The 15,082-nt window shown below is 65.6% G+C and carries 17 protein-coding genes; 9 read left to right on the forward strand and 8 right to left on the reverse strand.

Going from position 1 to position 15,082, the window contains the following annotated elements:
* Positions 1-139: 139 nt before the first annotated feature.
* Positions 140-415, reverse strand: a complete 276-nt coding sequence (locus AB3L03_RS19440) for a BolA family transcriptional regulator (RefSeq protein ID WP_026232423.1) — start codon at positions 413-415, stop codon at positions 140-142.
* Between the two features lie 152 nt (positions 416-567).
* Between AB3L03_RS19440 and AB3L03_RS19445 the strand changes: the two genes are divergently transcribed.
* The gene (locus tag AB3L03_RS19445) at positions 568-1,203 is read left to right on the forward strand and encodes a J domain-containing protein (protein ID WP_027515160.1); all 636 of its coding nucleotides are present in this window, start codon (positions 568-570) and stop codon (positions 1,201-1,203) included.
* 198 nt (positions 1,204-1,401) lie between these two features.
* Here the strand turns inward: AB3L03_RS19445 and AB3L03_RS19450 are convergent, their stop codons facing one another.
* On the reverse strand, positions 1,402-2,496 hold the full coding sequence (locus AB3L03_RS19450; RefSeq protein ID WP_018452928.1) for a citrate synthase/methylcitrate synthase: 1,095 nt from the start codon (positions 2,494-2,496) through the stop codon (positions 1,402-1,404).
* A 75-nt stretch (positions 2,497-2,571) separates the two neighbouring features.
* Here AB3L03_RS19450 and AB3L03_RS19455 point away from each other — a divergent pair, with 75 nt between their 5' ends.
* Positions 2,572-3,792 (forward strand): citrate synthase family protein, encoded by a 1,221-nt coding sequence (locus AB3L03_RS19455; protein ID WP_085351646.1) that lies wholly within the window; start codon positions 2,572-2,574, stop codon positions 3,790-3,792.
* Positions 3,793-3,840: 48 nt separating this feature from the next.
* Here the strand turns inward: AB3L03_RS19455 and AB3L03_RS19460 are convergent, their stop codons facing one another.
* The 3 genes from AB3L03_RS19460 to AB3L03_RS19470 form a co-directional block, all read right to left on the reverse strand.
* On the reverse strand, positions 3,841-4,176 hold the full coding sequence (locus tag AB3L03_RS19460) for a type II toxin-antitoxin system PemK/MazF family toxin (RefSeq protein ID WP_085351645.1): 336 nt from the start codon (positions 4,174-4,176) through the stop codon (positions 3,841-3,843).
* On the reverse strand, positions 4,157-4,369 hold the full coding sequence (locus AB3L03_RS19465) for an antitoxin MazE-like protein (protein WP_143273843.1): 213 nt from the start codon (positions 4,367-4,369) through the stop codon (positions 4,157-4,159). The genes AB3L03_RS19460 and AB3L03_RS19465 overlap by 20 nt, the downstream gene beginning before the upstream one ends.
* A 105-nt stretch (positions 4,370-4,474) precedes the next feature.
* Positions 4,475-5,134, reverse strand: coding sequence for a DedA family protein (locus AB3L03_RS19470; RefSeq protein WP_018452932.1), 660 nt, complete (start codon positions 5,132-5,134; stop codon positions 4,475-4,477).
* 310 nt (positions 5,135-5,444) lie between these two features.
* Between AB3L03_RS19470 and cobS the strand changes: the two genes are divergently transcribed.
* The 5 genes from cobS (at position 5,445) to AB3L03_RS19495 (ending at position 11,480) form a co-directional block, all read left to right on the forward strand.
* Positions 5,445-6,443 carry a cobaltochelatase subunit CobS gene (gene cobS, locus AB3L03_RS19475; protein WP_018452933.1) on the forward strand — a complete coding sequence of 333 codons (999 nt, stop codon included), beginning with the start codon at positions 5,445-5,447 and terminating at the stop codon, positions 6,441-6,443.
* 162 nt (positions 6,444-6,605) lie between these two features.
* The gene (cobT, locus tag AB3L03_RS19480) at positions 6,606-8,510 is read left to right on the forward strand and encodes a cobaltochelatase subunit CobT (protein ID WP_018452934.1); all 1,905 of its coding nucleotides are present in this window, start codon (positions 6,606-6,608) and stop codon (positions 8,508-8,510) included.
* Positions 8,507-9,568, forward strand: a complete 1,062-nt coding sequence (locus AB3L03_RS19485; RefSeq protein WP_085351644.1) for an esterase-like activity of phytase family protein — start codon at positions 8,507-8,509, stop codon at positions 9,566-9,568. The genes cobT and AB3L03_RS19485 overlap by 4 nt, the downstream gene beginning before the upstream one ends.
* A 123-nt stretch (positions 9,569-9,691) precedes the next feature.
* Entirely contained in the window at positions 9,692-10,804 is a 1,113-nt protein-coding gene (locus AB3L03_RS19490) for an NADH:flavin oxidoreductase/NADH oxidase (RefSeq protein WP_368506893.1), read from the forward strand.
* Between the two features lie 265 nt (positions 10,805-11,069).
* Positions 11,070-11,480 carry a hypothetical protein gene (locus AB3L03_RS19495; RefSeq protein WP_026232425.1) on the forward strand — a complete coding sequence of 137 codons (411 nt, stop codon included), beginning with the start codon at positions 11,070-11,072 and terminating at the stop codon, positions 11,478-11,480.
* A 243-nt stretch (positions 11,481-11,723) separates the two neighbouring features.
* Here AB3L03_RS19495 and AB3L03_RS19500 read toward each other — a convergent pair whose 3' ends face one another.
* The 3 genes from AB3L03_RS19500 to AB3L03_RS19510 form a co-directional block, all read right to left on the reverse strand.
* The gene (locus AB3L03_RS19500) at positions 11,724-11,969 is read right to left on the reverse strand and encodes a PilZ domain-containing protein (RefSeq protein ID WP_027515169.1); all 246 of its coding nucleotides are present in this window, start codon (positions 11,967-11,969) and stop codon (positions 11,724-11,726) included.
* Positions 11,970-12,321: 352 nt separating this feature from the next.
* Entirely contained in the window at positions 12,322-13,659 is a 1,338-nt protein-coding gene (locus AB3L03_RS19505; protein WP_368506894.1) for a DUF2235 domain-containing protein, read from the reverse strand.
* A gap of 295 nt (positions 13,660-13,954) precedes the next feature.
* Positions 13,955-14,086 (reverse strand): hypothetical protein, encoded by a 132-nt coding sequence (locus tag AB3L03_RS19510; RefSeq protein WP_007599247.1) that lies wholly within the window; start codon positions 14,084-14,086, stop codon positions 13,955-13,957.
* A 360-nt stretch (positions 14,087-14,446) separates the two neighbouring features.
* Between AB3L03_RS19510 and AB3L03_RS19515 the strand changes: the two genes are divergently transcribed.
* Complete coding sequence (locus AB3L03_RS19515; RefSeq protein ID WP_085351640.1) at positions 14,447-14,713, forward strand: hypothetical protein; 267 nt, start codon at positions 14,447-14,449, stop codon at positions 14,711-14,713.
* A complete protein-coding gene (locus AB3L03_RS19520) occupies positions 14,706-15,002 on the forward strand; it encodes a hypothetical protein (protein WP_204512787.1) in 297 nt (98 codons plus the stop codon). Before AB3L03_RS19515 ends, AB3L03_RS19520 begins: the two co-directional genes overlap by 8 nt.
* Positions 15,003-15,082: the final 80 nt, after the last annotated feature.

Raw genomic sequence — 15,082 nt, forward strand, 5'->3', positions numbered from 1 at the left:
GGTAGCTGTCATCGTCCGCCTTGTGCGCGCTTGCGCACTGGGGCGGACGATCCAGTAAGCCGCAGCGGCTCGATTCTAGCCGCGCCGCCTCGGAGTACTGGATGCCCGCCTTTGCGGGCATGACAGCCGCATCGGCGAGCTAGCTGCCGCCTTCTCCCGGCGCTTGCGCGTGGATCGCCAGCGCGTGCACGCTGCCGGAGAGTTCCGCGGCCAGCGCCGAATTTATCATGCGGTGGCGATCGACCCGGCTCTTCCCTTTGAAGGCGGAAGACACAATATAAACCCGAAAGTGCGTCTCGCCGCTCGGCCGATGGCCGGCGTGGCCCTCATGCAAATGTGACTCGTCGACGACTTGCAGGCTTTCCGGCGTGAAAGCTTCCTGCAACTTGTTGCTGATAGTGTCTCTGATGGCCATCTGGGTCATTACGGTGCGAGATCGCTCTCCGTATTGGATAGGCCGCCTCTAGCGGCCGTTCAAGGACGCCTCAGCATAGTTTCGGCTATGCTTTTCAGCTAATTGCAATGTCAAGACTTGAAGGTTTTTGCATTGCGTAGTCAAAGTCAGCCATGCCGATCGATTCATCAAAGTTCTTCGACTCCATCCGGATCAAGCCGAAAGGCAAGCAGCCGGAGGTGAAGCCGCGCGACGCCGTGGTCAATTGCGAATGGACCGGGTGTCAGAACAAGGGCGCGCATCGTGCGCCCAAGGGTCGCGACAATCAGCGTGAGTACTGGCACTTCTGCCTGAACCACGTGCGCGAGTACAACCAGAACTACAATTTTTTCTCCGGCATGAATGCCGACGCTGTCGCGCGCTATCAGAAAGATGCGCTGACCGGTCATCGTCCGACCTGGAAGATGGGCGCCAATGGCGGCGTCAAGAAGGGCGCCGAGGCCGAGATCGACGGCGCCTTCGATCCGTTCAGCATGTTCCAGGAGCTGAACGGCCGCACCGGCTGGCGCGCCGGCCCGCAGGCCGCGCCCAAGGCCGAGACGCGCAAGATCATGAACGCCGAGCGCAAGGCGCTTCAGGTGATGGGCCTCGGCCCCGAGTCCACGCTCGCCGACGTCAAGTCCAAGTACAAGGCGCTGGTGAAGCAGCACCACCCCGATGCCAACGGTGGCGACCGCTCCACCGAGGATCGCCTGATCGAAATCATCAAGGCGTATAATTATCTGAAGACCGTGGTGCGCGAGGCGTAGGCTTCGCGCGCGCTTTCTTCCCTTCTCCCCTTGCGGGAGAAGGTGGCGCGAAGCGCCGGATGAGGGGTTTCTCTCGGCGAATTCAACTGCAAGATATGAGGGTGTCGAGACAACCCCTCACCCGTCTCGCCGCTTTGCGGCGAGCCACCCTCTCCCGCAAGGGGAGAGGGGAAGCACGCGCTCCGGGCTACGCATTCCCTACGCCTTCGGCATCGCGCCCACATATGACGAGCTCGGCCGGATCAGCCGCCCGGTCCGCTGCTGCTCCCGCGCATGCGCCGTCCAGCCGGCTGCGCGCGCCACGGCGAAGATCGGCGTGAAGGCCTGCCTCGGAATCGCCAGCGCATCGAGCAGGATCGCGGTGAAGAACTCCACATTGGTCTCCAGCGGCCGGTCCGGATTCTTCTTGCGCAAGGCTGCGCGGATATAGGCCTCGACCTCGCCGGCAAACGGCAGGTCGGCGCCGTCCGAGGCCAGCGCCTCGATCGCGGTCTTGAGCACGTCGGCGCGGGGATCGCGCACGCGATAGACGCGGTGGCCGAAGCCCATCATTCGCTCGCCGCGGGCGAGTGCCGCGTCCACCCAGGGCTGGATGCGCTCGCGCGAGCCGATCGCGTCGAGCATTTCCAGCACCGGCTCCGGCGCGCCGCCATGCAGCGGACCCGTCAGCGCGCAATAGCCGGCGGTGACGGCGGCAAACAGATCTGCGTGCGTTGAGGCCACCACGCGCGCGGTGAAGGTCGAGGCGTTCATGCCGTGGTCGCTGGCGGTGACGAGATAGGCGTCCAGCGCCCTGACCTCGCGTGGTTCGGGCGCGCGCCCGTGCAGCATGCGAAGCGTATCGGCAGCCTGGCTCACGTTCGGATCGGGCGCCACGGGATCGAGACCCCTAGCCCGGCGGACGAGCGCGCCCGCAATCACCGGGAATGCGCCGACGATCGTCGCCTCATGGGCGAGCCCGTGCTCGGCGCGAACTCCCGCGACCGCCGCGCGAAATCCGTCGATGATGCCCATGCCGCGCGTTGCCGGCAGCAGCTCATCCAGTCGCGCGAAGGCGCGCTCGCGTGCGGCGCCCAGGCTCGCGCGCACATCGGCTTCGCTCAGCGTGGTCGTGCTGGCGCCGTTCCAGAGCCGGGCGGTGACGCCCTCAAAGCTCGACTGGCTCGCCAGTCGGCCAACATGCTCGCCGGCGATGATCAACTCGCCGCGCTCGCCGTCGACATGGCTCAGCACGGTTTCGGCCGCGGGAACGCCGTCCAGCCCGATCTGGCTCTTGGTGAGGTGGATGTTCATGGCCCAAATCTCCTTTGCACCAGCCAAAGATCAGGCCTCTCGACAGATTGATCAATCTTGATTACATCAATCAATATGAAAAATTCGGAAGGTCTCTACCTCTCCGCCCGGGAAGCCGCCGCCGAGCTCGCGATCTCGCCGGCCACGCTCTACGCCTATGTCAGCCGCGGCCTGGTCCGCTCCGAGCCGACGCCCGACTCGCGCAAGAACCGCTATCGCGCCGAGGACGTCCGGGCGCTGAAGGAGCGTCGGGTACCGTCGCCGGAGCCGCGCGGCCTGCGCAGCTTCGATGCCGATCTGCCGGTCATGGACACGGAGATCTCCACCATCACCGAGGAGGGCGCGATCTATCGCGGCGTCAATTGCGTCGATCTCGCGGAGAACGACACGCTGGAGCACACGGCGACGCTTCTGTGGGACGTCTCCGGCGTCGATCCCTTTGCGCCGGACAATTTTCCCGCGGTGTCCGATGAGATGCGCCTGATCGCGCAGGCCGCGCGGCGCGCCGCGCCGATCGATCGCGCCATTGCCGTGCTGGCGCTCGCATCGAGCGCCGATCCCCGCGCCTTCACCCGCGCGCATGATGGACGTGCGATGGTCGGTGCGCGCATCGTCCGGCTCCTGGTCGCGACCATGCTCAATACGGAGCCGTCCGCCGAGCCGCTGCACCAGCAGATCGCCAGTGCCTGGGCTCCCGACAACAAGCACGCGGCCGATCTCATACGCCGCGCGCTGGTTCTGCTCGCCGAGCATGAGTTGAACGCGTCCACCTTCACCGCGCGTTGCGCAGCCTCGACCGGTCTTAATCTTTATGATTCCGTCATCGCCGGCCTCGCCGCGCTGAAGGGACCGAAGCACGGCGGTGCCGGCGTGCTCGCCTCGCAGCTCGTCAAGGCGCTGGTCGATCGTGACGTCGAGCCAATGGTCCGCGAGCGTGTCGCGCTCGGCGAACGCTTTGCCGGCTTCGGTCACGGCGTCTACAAGCGGGGCGATCGGCGCGCGCAATCGCTGCTCAACGCGCTCTCTCGCGCAGGCGCACCGCGTAAATTCACCAAGGAGGTGCCCGAGCGGATCGCGGAGGCGACCGGCGAACTCGTCAATATCGACTACGCGCTCGCGGTGCTCGTGCACGCGATGCGCCTGCCTGGCGGCAGCGAGCTCGCCCTGTTCGCGATGGCCCGCAGCGTCGGCTGGATCGCACATGCGAGCGAGCAGTTGCAGTTCGGCAAGCTGATCAGGCCACGGGCGAGGTATGTCGGGCCGGCACCGGGGCGGAGGGGAGGCGCTGCTAGCTAGGATCGCTGCTGCGGTCGTCCTGGCGGAAGCCCGTGCTCGGGTACCTGATCAATCCGCAAGCCCTAACACGAACGCCAAAGCAATCCCGATCCGCGCCATATCCTGGCTGCCGAGGCGCCCGATCTTCTGTCCGATCCGTTCGCGTCTCACGGTGATCGGCTTGTCGGCCATCGCCTGCGATCTCAGTCGTAATCCATTTTCGCGGGTTGGCTCGATAGTCACCCGAAAATCCGGGGCGTGCGCCAGTTCGGAAGTCAACTGGCAGATCACGACGGAGGCATGAGTTTCAGGGAAAGCGTCGCTCTGCACGATGACCGCCGGGCAGGGTCTGCCATAGTCGCCCGTTGCAGCGACCGTCACGACGTCACCGCGTTGCATCTGCATCAAACTCGGAGACCGACTCGATCCACTGCAGCGCGTTGCGCTCGCGATCGGGGTCGAGGCTGGCAACTTGCTTCGCCACCCGTCGTCGAACTGACCGCGAGCGAGCATCAGCTACGACCAGGCGCAGTTCGCGCAAGCCCCGCAGCCGCCTCCGCTGGCGCATCATTTTCATTCTTTCAGCGGGTGCAGTCATTGGAAACGATCCCATGTAACGCGTTACAATGTAACGCGTTACGGCTTGGAGGCAAGGGCCGCCACGTTGCGAAGTCCCCAAACCGCAGTGCGCCGCTCGACGCTATCACCCTCGCGGCTTCGCCACCGCCACGCCGCCGCCGTTCCGGCGGCGATAGATCCAAACCGCCAGGCCTACGACGATTGCCACGCCGACCACGGTCAAAATCCACATATGCTTATACGGATGCCCATGGTGCGGCAGCCCGGCATATTCGTGCAGGGCCGACACCGCCAAAACGCCCGGCAGCACATGCGCCGGCGCCCAGACCAGGATCGCCGGGATGTTGATGGCGTAGAAGCGGGCCGGGGGCATGCCGAGCGCGCCCGCCGTGACCGGGACGAAGGCACGGATCGGCGGCACGAAGCGGGCGAAGAACACCGCCCAGGTGCCGAAGCGGTGGAAGAAATTCTCGCTCTGTTCGACCACACGCGGATAATTGGTCAGCGGCCAGGTGTTGAGGATCTCCCGTTGTTGCCGGTGTCCGATCCAGTAGGCCGAACCATCGCCGAGCACTGCGCCGAGCGCCGCCGCCAGCAACACCCATTGCAGCTTGAGCTCGCCGCCTGGGACCAGGGCGCTCAGCGCCAGGATGATCGTCGAGCCGGGGATGACCGACCCCACCACCGGAACCGCCTCGAGCAGGGCCGCCAGAAACAGGGTCAGATAGGCCAGCCACGCATGGGCCGAGACGAATGAAATGAGGGGATCGAGAAAGGACGTCACATCGTCTCTGTGGTGGGATTGGGCCTTGGGGTTCGAACCCTATATCCAGACCCTACATAAGTAACGAGCGGCGGTAAAAGTGCCACCCGCGGGGGCAAGGACGGTGCCTTCGGCACGAAATTCAGGCGTGATTCGCAGGGCAGCCTTCCAAAAATCGCGTTCCTTGCCTATCTAGATGAAAAGACAACGGAACTTTGATCGGGGGGCGGGCTTCTGCCCGCCCGTTGTCTCTGATAGGTTCGCGATCGCACCCAGCCGCAGCCAACGTGCAATAACTGGTCTCGGGATCGCCCGGGACCTCGGAGGATTGATGACGACCGCCGCGATGTCCAAAGTTGAGGAAGTTTCCGGTTTGCCCGACATGAAGGTGTCGGTGCGCCAGGTGTTCGGGATCGACAGCGATCTCGAAGTCCCCGCTTATTCCGAAGTCGATCCTCACGTCCCCGAAGTCGATTCCGATTACCGCTTCGATCGTGCCACCACGCTCGCCATTCTCGCCGGCTTCGCCCACAACCGCCGCGTCATGGTCACGGGCTATCACGGCACCGGCAAATCCACCCATATCGAGCAGGTCGCCGCGCGACTGAACTGGCCCTGCGTGCGCGTCAACCTCGACAGCCACATCAGCCGTATCGACCTCGTCGGCAAGGACTCGATCGTGGTCCGCGACGGCAAGCAGGTCACCGAATTCCGCGACGGCATCCTGCCCTGGGCGCTCCAGCATAACGTCGCGCTGGTGTTCGACGAATACGACGCCGGCCGCCCGGACGTGATGTTCGTGATCCAGCGCGTGCTGGAAGTCTCCGGCCGCCTGACGCTGCTCGACCAGAACAAGGTGATCAAGCCGCATCCGGCATTCCGCATGTTCTCGACCGCCAACACCGTCGGCCTCGGCGACACCTCGGGCCTCTATCACGGCACCCAGCAGATCAACCAGGGTCAGATGGACCGCTGGTCGATCGTCACCACGTTGAACTATCTCAGCCATGACGAGGAAGTGGAGATCGTGCTGGCCAAGGCCAAGCACTATCGCACCACGGAAGGCCGCGACATCGTCAACAAGATGGTTCGCCTTGCCGACCTCACCCGCAACGCTTTCGCCAATGGCGATCTGTCGACGGTGATGAGCCCGCGCACGGTGATCACCTGGGCGGAGAACGCCGACATCTTCAGCGACATCGGCTTTGCGTTCCGGGTCACCTTCCTCAACAAATGCGACGAGCTCGAACGTCCCCTCGTCGCCGAGTTCTACCAGCGCTGCTTCAACGCGGAGCTGCCGGAATCGTCGGTGAACGTGGCGCTCAGCTGATCGCTCTCGGTGTGTCGTCCCGGCCGAGTGCGCAATTGCGCACGGGGCCGGGACCCATACCGCGAGGTCTCTCTGTGAAGCGACGCTGCTAATTTCTCCTGACGCAATGATCGCCGGTGGTTATGGGTCCCGGCCTTCGCGGGGACGACGGGTAAGGGCGAGATGAGCACCACCTCCAACTCCAAATTCCGCAACACCAAGGAAGCCCCGACCGAGCCGTTCAAGCGCTCGGTGGCCTCCTGCCTGAAGGCGATCGCCAAGGCGCCCGAGCTCGACGTCAGCTTCGCCGCCGAGCGTCCCGGGCTCGCGCCGGGCAAGGCGCGGCTGCCCGAGCCCGCGCGAAAGATGACCAGGCGTGATGCCGCCATCGTGCGCGGCCACGCCGATTCCATCGCGCTCAAGCTCGCCTGTCACGATCCGAAGGTGCATCGCAAGCTGATGCCGGGCAATCCGCAGGCGCGCGGCGTGTTCGAGGCGGTGGAGCAGGCCCGTGTCGAGGCGATCGGCGCGCGGCGCATGGCGGGCGTTGCGAAAAACCTCACCGCGATGCTCGACGACCATTTCCATCGCGGCAAGTTCGACGAGATCACCGACCGGGCCGACGCCCCGCTTGCCGACGCGCTGGCGATGCTGGTGCGCGAACGCCTGACCGGCATGGCGCCGCCGACGGCCGCGAAGAAGATGGTCGATCTCTGGCGTCCTATCCTCGAAGACAAGATCGGCAGGCGGCTCGACCGGCTCGATACCGTGGTCGAGGACCAGACCAGGTTCGGCGATGCCGTGCATGATCTGCTGACGGCGCTCGAGATCGGCGACGAGCGCAGCGCCGACAGCGAAGACAATGACGAGAACGACGAGAACCAGGACGGCGACAACGATCAGTCCGGCGCCGAGGGCTCGCCCGATTCCGACGCCGCGCAGGAGATGAGCGCCGATCAGGCCCAGGCGTCGAGCGAGGAGATGAGCGAGAGCGCGATGGAAAGCGCGCAGGCCTCGACCTCCGACACCTTCGACGACGGCGAGCTCGGCGACGACGAGACGCCGGGCGAGGCGACGCGGCCGAATTCGCACGGCAAGAACGAGCCGCGCGGGCCGGAATATCACGCCTTCGCGCCGAAGTTCGACGAGGTCATCGCCGCCGAAGACCTCTGCGACCATGACGAGCTGGAGCGGCTGCGCGCCTATCTCGACAAGCAGCTCGCGCATCTGCAGGGCATCGTCGCCCGTCTCGCCAACCGGCTGCAGAGGCGCTTGATGGCGCAGCAGAACCGCGCCTGGGAGTTCGATCTCGAAGAGGGCATTCTCGACCCCGCGCGGCTGTCGCGCGTGGTGACGGATCCCTATCACCCGCTGTCCTTCATGCACGAGAAGGAGGCGACGTTCCGCGATACCGTGGTGACGCTGCTGCTCGACAATTCCGGCTCGATGCGCGGGCGGCCGATCACGGTCGCGGCGACCTGCGCCGACATCCTCGCCCGCACGCTGGAGCGTTGCGGCGTCAAGGTCGAGATTCTCGGCTTCACCACGCGCGCCTGGAAGGGCGGGCAATCGCGCGAGGCGTGGCTTGCCGCTGGCAAGCCGGCCAGCCCCGGCCGCCTCAACGATCTCCGCCACATCATCTACAAGTCGGCGGACGCCCCCTGGCGTCGTGCGCGGAAAAACCTCGGCCTGATGATGCGCGAAGGGCTGTTGAAGGAGAACATCGACGGCGAGGCGCTGGATTGGGCGCACAAGCGCCTGCTCGGCCGGCCCGAACAGCGCAAGATCCTGATGATGATCTCGGACGGCGCGCCGGTCGACGATTCCACGCTGTCGGTCAACCCCGGCAACTATCTCGAGCGGCACCTGCGCCACATCATCGAGGAGATCGAGACCCGCTCGCCGGTCGAGCTGATCGCGATCGGCATCGGCCATGACGTGACGCGCTATTATCGCCGCGCGGTGACGATCGTGGACGCCGAAGAGCTCGGCGGCGCCATCACCGAGAAGCTCGCCGAACTCTTCAGCGAGACCAACACCGCGCCCACGCAGCCGGCCAACCGCCCGCGCCGCAAACTGCATTCGTGAGCAACCATCGATCCCGCCGCAGCTTCATCGGCCACGCGGCGGCGGGATTTTCCACTCTCGTACTGTCTCGCCTGGCGCAGGCACAGCCCGCGCCGAAGCCGGCGCTGATCGAGCACGCCGTCGCCGCGCCCGTTGGCATCGAGGTCAACGCGCGGCCGATCCCCAATTTCGAGCCGCGCGACCGCGCGCGCACGCGGTTCGGTTCGCTGGACTATCGCGGCGGCCTGGTGCTGACCTCGCCGCATCGCGGCTTCGGCGGCCTGTCCGGCTTCCGCTTCCTCGACAGCAAAGGCGAGCGCTTCCTCGCGATCTCCGACCAGGGCACCTGGTTCACCGGTCGCATCCGTTATTCCGGGCGGAGCATGACGGGTCTCGACGACGTCGAGGCCGCGCCGGTGCTCAATGCGGAGGGGCGGCCGATCACGGAGAAGCGGCTGTGGTACGACACCGAGTCGCTCGCGCGTGACGGCGACCTCGTCTATGTAGGGCTCGAGCGCGTCAACCAGATCATGCGGTTCGATTTTGCGAAGGGCGGCACACGCGCGCGCGGCGAGGTGCTGCCGACCCCGCCGGCGGTGCGCAAGCTGCCCTACAACAAGGGGCTCGAGGCGCTGGTGTTCGTTCCAAAGGGGCAGCCGCTCGCGGGCACCTTGATCGCGCTGTCGGAGGGCGGCTTCGATGCCGACGGCAATCTGATCGGATTTTTGCTCGGCGGCCCCACACCGGGCCAATTCAGCATTCGCCGCACCGACCAGCAGCTCATCAGCGACGCCGTGCTGCTGCCCTCGGGCGATCTCCTGATCCTCGAACGCAAATTCTCCTGGTTCACCGGCATCGATATCCGCATCCGCGCGATCCCCCTGAAATCGATCGCGCCGGGCGCATTGGTCGACGGCCCCGTGCTGTTCAAGGCCGATCTCGGCCACGAGATCGACAACATGGAAGGCATCGACGCCCACGTCACGGCCGACGGCGAGACCGTGCTGACGCTGGTGTCCGACGACAATTTCTCGATGCTCCAGCGCACGCTGCTGCTGCAGTTCGCGCTGGTGGAGTAGGGCGGCGCGGCCGCAATGCATCCCCCGCGAGCTGCCATGCCCCCCGCGCGGCTGGCAATCGGCGCATCGCCCACTACACTCTCTCCATCTCCCTGCCCTCCATCCTTTTCGGAACTCCCCCGCATGAGCGCCCTGTTTTCCCCGATCAAGCTGCGCGGCCTGACTTTGAAGAACCGCGTCGTGGTGTCGCCGATGTGCCAATATTCGGCGGAGGACGGCGTTCCCACCGACTGGCACTTCACCCACATCAACAATCTCAGCCTGTCGGGCGCGGCGATGTTCTGCATCGAGGCGACCCATGTCGAGGCGATCGGCCGCATCACGCCGGGCTGCCTCGGGCTCTACAGCGATGCCGCCGAGGCCGCGCTGAAGCAGATCCTCACCTCGGTGCGGAAACATTCCTCGACCGCGGTCGCAATGCAGCTCGCGCATGCGGGCCGCAAAGCCAGCAGCGCGCGGCCGTGGGACGGCGGCCAGCTGATTCCGCAGGATGCGGGCGGCTGGCAGACCGTGGCGCCGTCGGCGCTGCCGCACAAGGAGGGCGAGGCCGCGCCGCTGGCGCTCGATGCCGCGGGCCTCAAGCGCATCCGCGAGGCCTTCGTCGATGCCGCCAAGCGCGCCGATCGCATCGGCATCGACGCGATCGAGCTGCACGGCGCGCACGGCTATCTCCTGCATCAATTCCTGTCGCCGATCTCGAACAGGCGCACCGACGAATATGGCGGCTCGCTCGAGAACCGCATGCGCTTCCCGCTGGAGGTCTACGACGCGGTCCGCGCCGTATTCCCGCACGACAAGCCGGTCGGCATGCGGGTGTCGTCGACCGACTGGGTCGAGGGCGGCTGGGACCTGGCGCAGACCATCGCATTCGCAAACGCGCTGAAGGCGCGCGGCGTCGACTGGATCGATGCCTCCTCCGGCGGCGTCTCGCCGCTGCAGAAGATCGCGCTCGGCCCCGGCTATCAGGTGCAGTTTGCCGAGGCCATCAAGCGCGAGACGGGTTTGCCTACCATCGCCGTCGGCCTGATCACCGAGCCGAAGCAGGCCGAAGAGATCGTCGCATCCGGCAAGGCCGACATGGTCGCGCTCGCCCGCGGCTTGCTCTACGACCCGCGCTGGGCCTGGCACGCCGCAGCCGAGCTCGGCGGCGAGGTCGAAGCCCCGCCGCAATACTGGCGCTCGCAGCCCTCGACCCAGAAGGCGCTGTTCGGCAAGACGACGTTCGGGGCGCGGTGAGGGGGCGAGTGTGGCGCGAGGACCGCGCCGCAAACTCGTCATTGCGAGGAGCCCTTGCGACGAAGCAATCCAGGCTGTGTCCGCGGAAAGAGCCTGGATTGCTTCGCTGCGCTCGGCAGCCATGCGACACACGCCAAGGTCGTTGCTCCGCGTACCTTTTGGTCCCGTGCCGTTCCGCCTCACGCATCCGTAAACCCTCTCAGCTTCCACCCCACCCAAATCTGGCCTAACCTCGCGTGCGTCCAACGCCTCGCGGAGGCCCGCCATGCGATTTCGTGTTCGAAAAGCTGCCCACGTCATCGAGCGCGTGGGCCTTGCGATGGCGGGCGCGGCGTGCGGGCTGTTTGTCGGCGCTTATGTGGGATCGGCGATCCCCGCGCTCACCACCGAGGGGTTCCTGCTGCTGATGATGGTGCTGGGCTTCGTCGGCTTCTATCTCGGCATCGACACGCCGCAATTGCCGTTCGACGAGGCCCACGGCGACATCGACGCCGCGGAACTGTTGAGCGCCGCCGGCACGCTCTGCGCCACGCTCACCGCACTCGCCTCCGTCGCCATCATCGTGCTCCGCCTCGATCCGCACATCGCCTGGAGCTGGTTCGCCTTGTTCGGCTGGATCGCCGGCGTCGCGATGCAGATCGTCGCGGGCGCAAAGGCGCGGATGCGGAAGCCGTGAATTTGTTGTGTTGGGAGAGATCGCGCCGCAAGTACACTGCGTTCCCTCCCCCTTGTGGGGGAGGGGTAGGGAGAGGGGTAGCCACACGGCGTGCTCTGTCGAATGAAGCGACACTCTGTTGCCATCGCTTCGCACGTAACTAACACCTTTTGCTGGGCCACCCCTCTCCCCAACCCTCCCCCACAAGGCGGGAGGGAGCCGAGCGGAGTGTGGAGCGCGGCCTTGTTCAGCAGCTGGAAGGAGTCAAAACACCACGCCCACCTTCGAGCCGCGCTTCCACGCCACGCGGCAGCGTTTTTTCGTGTTCACATGCAGCAGCTCGAAGCGATCGGGAATCTTCACCTGGCCGCCGAGATCGACGCAGGCGCCGCCCGGCGAATAGTCGATCAGCGTGCAGGGGATCACCGGCGCGCGCGGGTCGGTGATGATCTTGGCCTGGCGGGACACGAGGCCCGCAGGCTTGACACGGGCATGTCGTCGCGGATGCATTGGCACTCTCCTCCAATTTCCGCGGATGGCGCGGGTGGTCTGGGAGATGATGCCAAGGAGTTGATTCGATCCGGCTAAGGCGGGCTGGAGAATTTTAATGAAAAGTGTCGGCGAGTGGAGAAAGCGGCGGTAGCGGGGTGGTCTGCTTTCCCCTCTCCCCTTGTGGGAGAGGGTGGATCGCCACGAAGTGGCGAGACGGGTGAGGGGTCTCGCACGGCATACGAAGCTTTCGCGTTCGCGGCGACAACGCCTCATCCGGCGCCATAGCCGATGCGAAGCATCGGCGTTTTCAAGAACGGCGGCCGAAGACCGCCTATGCCACCTTCTCCCACAGGGGGAGAAGGGAAGGCCCTCACCCCACCACGATCTCCCCCGACTCCGCCGCCATCCCCACACCCGGCGGCACCGGCATCGGCACCGTCACATACTCCTTCGGCAGATTCACCGGCCGATATCCCGGCTCCACCGCCATCCGCTTCAACACGCTCTCATGCACATGCGCGCCCTCGGGGATCAGGCGCGGCTCGCAATTGGGGATGTAGAGCCCGAGAAACACCTTCCGCGCCGGCCATTCCTTGTAGGTCGCGCTCTTCGGCAGATACTCCAGCACGCGCCAGGGCGCCGTCATCGAATCATGCAGCTCGCCGGTCTTGCCGGTGTAAGCCGGCGGCACGTATTGGAACGGCGAGTTCTTGCGCTGGATGCCCCAGGCGAGCTGGTTCACCGTGCGCGGGTTGAAGTTCAGCCCCGCCTTGGTCGCCTCCTCGATCATCCAGAGCAGCGGATACTTGGACTCGCCGCTCTCGACTTCCGGATAGCCGCCACCGACGTCGCAATGCACGCCGGCGAACCACACCTGCAAAATGTCCTGCGGCTCCTTCTTGTCGTCGGGCACGAAGCGGTTGCGCCAGTACTCCTGCGGCTCCTCATACTGCTTGAGGCGGAACATGCAGCGCCGCTCGTCGATCGCGATCGCCTGGCGGAAGATGTTGACGCTGGGATTGCGCAGCGTGAAGGCGAGCTCCTCGAAGCTCGGCAAATAGCCCCGGTCGGCGCGCGGCACGATCACGCTCGCCACCGTGTCCCAGACGCCGATGAAGTGGATGGTCGGCCAGCGCGACGAGGTGATGCGTGCGAACTGCGCGGCGAGATCGAACTTGTTTTTCGGCAGCGGCCCGCTGTCGTCAAACCCCTCATCGATGAGGTCGCTGACATCGTTGCCGCGCCCGCTGCCGGAATATTGCTTGTAGGCGACGAGGCCACTGCCTGCGAGGTTGGCCTGCTCCGGCGAGATCAGGCCGATCTTGTGGATCAGCCCCGCCAGCACGCGAACCGTGTAGGCACCGCGCGAAAAACCGAACAGATAGATCCTGTCGCCGGGCGCGTAATGCTGGACCAGGAAGCAATAGGCCGACAGCGTGTTGTCATCGAGCCCGTAGCCGGTGGCGAGCCCCAGCACCAGATTGACGTTGGCTTTCCAGCGGTGCCACGTCGACGGCTCCGTCACCGTGCCGACCCCGGGATCGTAGAACACCAGCTGCCGCGGCCGCGTCTTGTCGGTCTTGCGCAGGCAGCGATAGAGCTTCAGGACGTTGGAGATGTTCTCCGAGATCTCGTTGCCGGTGCCGTCACAGCAGATGACGAGGTTCTTCGGCTCGGATGTATGCTCGGCGTTGCGCTCGTGATCCACAGGATGCCCCTCCCGCTGATGCTACCCGGGCGAGTATAGCGGAAAAGCGTGGGGAGAGGGAGATGGCGCTTCTTCCCCTCTCCCCTTGTGGGAGAGGGTGGATCGCCGCGAAGCGGCGAGCCGGGTGAGGGGTCTCTCTCCGCGTGCGAATCTCTCGCGTCAGAACTCCCGGAGACAGACCCCTCATCCGGCGCCATAGCCGATGCGAAGCATCGGCGTTTTCAAGAACGGCGGCCGAAGGCCGCCTATGCCACCTTCTCCCACAAGGGGAGAAGGGAAAACAGCGCCCGCACCTCTACTTCTTCTTCTGGCCGATCTCCGGCTGCCACGCCGCGTCCTTGCGGCTCGGCGCTGCGGCGCTGGTCTTGATCTTGTCCTTTTTCGGCTTCTTGGTCTCGCGGTTGCTGCGTTGCTGTCCCTTGGCCATGACGTCGTCTCCTCCTGGGTTTCGAGTTCGTCCGCGTGCGAGATCGGCGTTGCAATGGTCGCTGGGCAGGGCTCTGAGATGCACCCGCCCGAACCAATGAAGATCGCCGCTGCGCACACGAGGCGCGAAAGATGCAGCGCAACATCGACGCGCGGCAATTGCGTGAGCTGCGCTGACGTGGTCGAGCGTACGCCCGTGCCCTGCCGATTGCGAGGACTAAAACGCCGCGTGCGAGCACCGCGCTTGCGCCTTAAGTCCCGGCCCACGCTGACATAATGCTGGCTATTGCCGGGTAACAAGCGCATGGTTCGCCTTAGCTGGTGTCGGTTGGGGCCCCTTCTTTGCGAAAGGCAGGCGCGCATGACCATCCGCTCGCGGCGAGAAACCATCACCTTCAAGCATCCATTCCACATCCGCGGTCTCGAGCGCGAATTGCCGGCCGGCGCCTATGAGGTCGTCACCGACGAGGAGATGATCGAGGGCCTGTCCTTCGCGTCCTATCGCCGCGTCGCCACCATGATCACGGTGCCCTCCGAAGGCGTGCGCGGTGCGACGGAGATGCTGTCGATCGGCTCGGTCGACCTGGCGGATGCCCAACGTATCGACGCGAGTGCCGCCAATGACTGAAATTCCGGTCGATCTCGACAGCCACCGCGGCATGGCCGCCCAGAAGGCAACCGATCTGCGCCGCGCGCTGGCCGATGTCGAGGCCCAGGTCAGGGAGCTGCGCGAGCGCGAGGCCGAGCTCGAAAACCGCATGATGTCGGTGCCCGCCACGTCCTGGCCGGAGGCCGCCGTGAAGGCCCGCCATCTGCTCAACCTCTATGCTGCGAGCCTGCCCACCGAGGACACCCGCCACCGCGCGCTGGTGGCCGCGCTGTTCGACGATTTCGCAAGGCTCAACGGCGACGGCTGACGGCGAACCAAGTCACCCGTCGTCCCGGCGAAGGCCGGGACCCATAACCACCGAAGTCAGTTGTTGTGCACCCTCGTGCC

The sequence above is a fragment of the Bradyrhizobium lupini genome, assembly GCF_040939785.1.
Classification (GTDB): domain Bacteria; phylum Pseudomonadota; class Alphaproteobacteria; order Rhizobiales; family Xanthobacteraceae; genus Bradyrhizobium; species Bradyrhizobium canariense_D.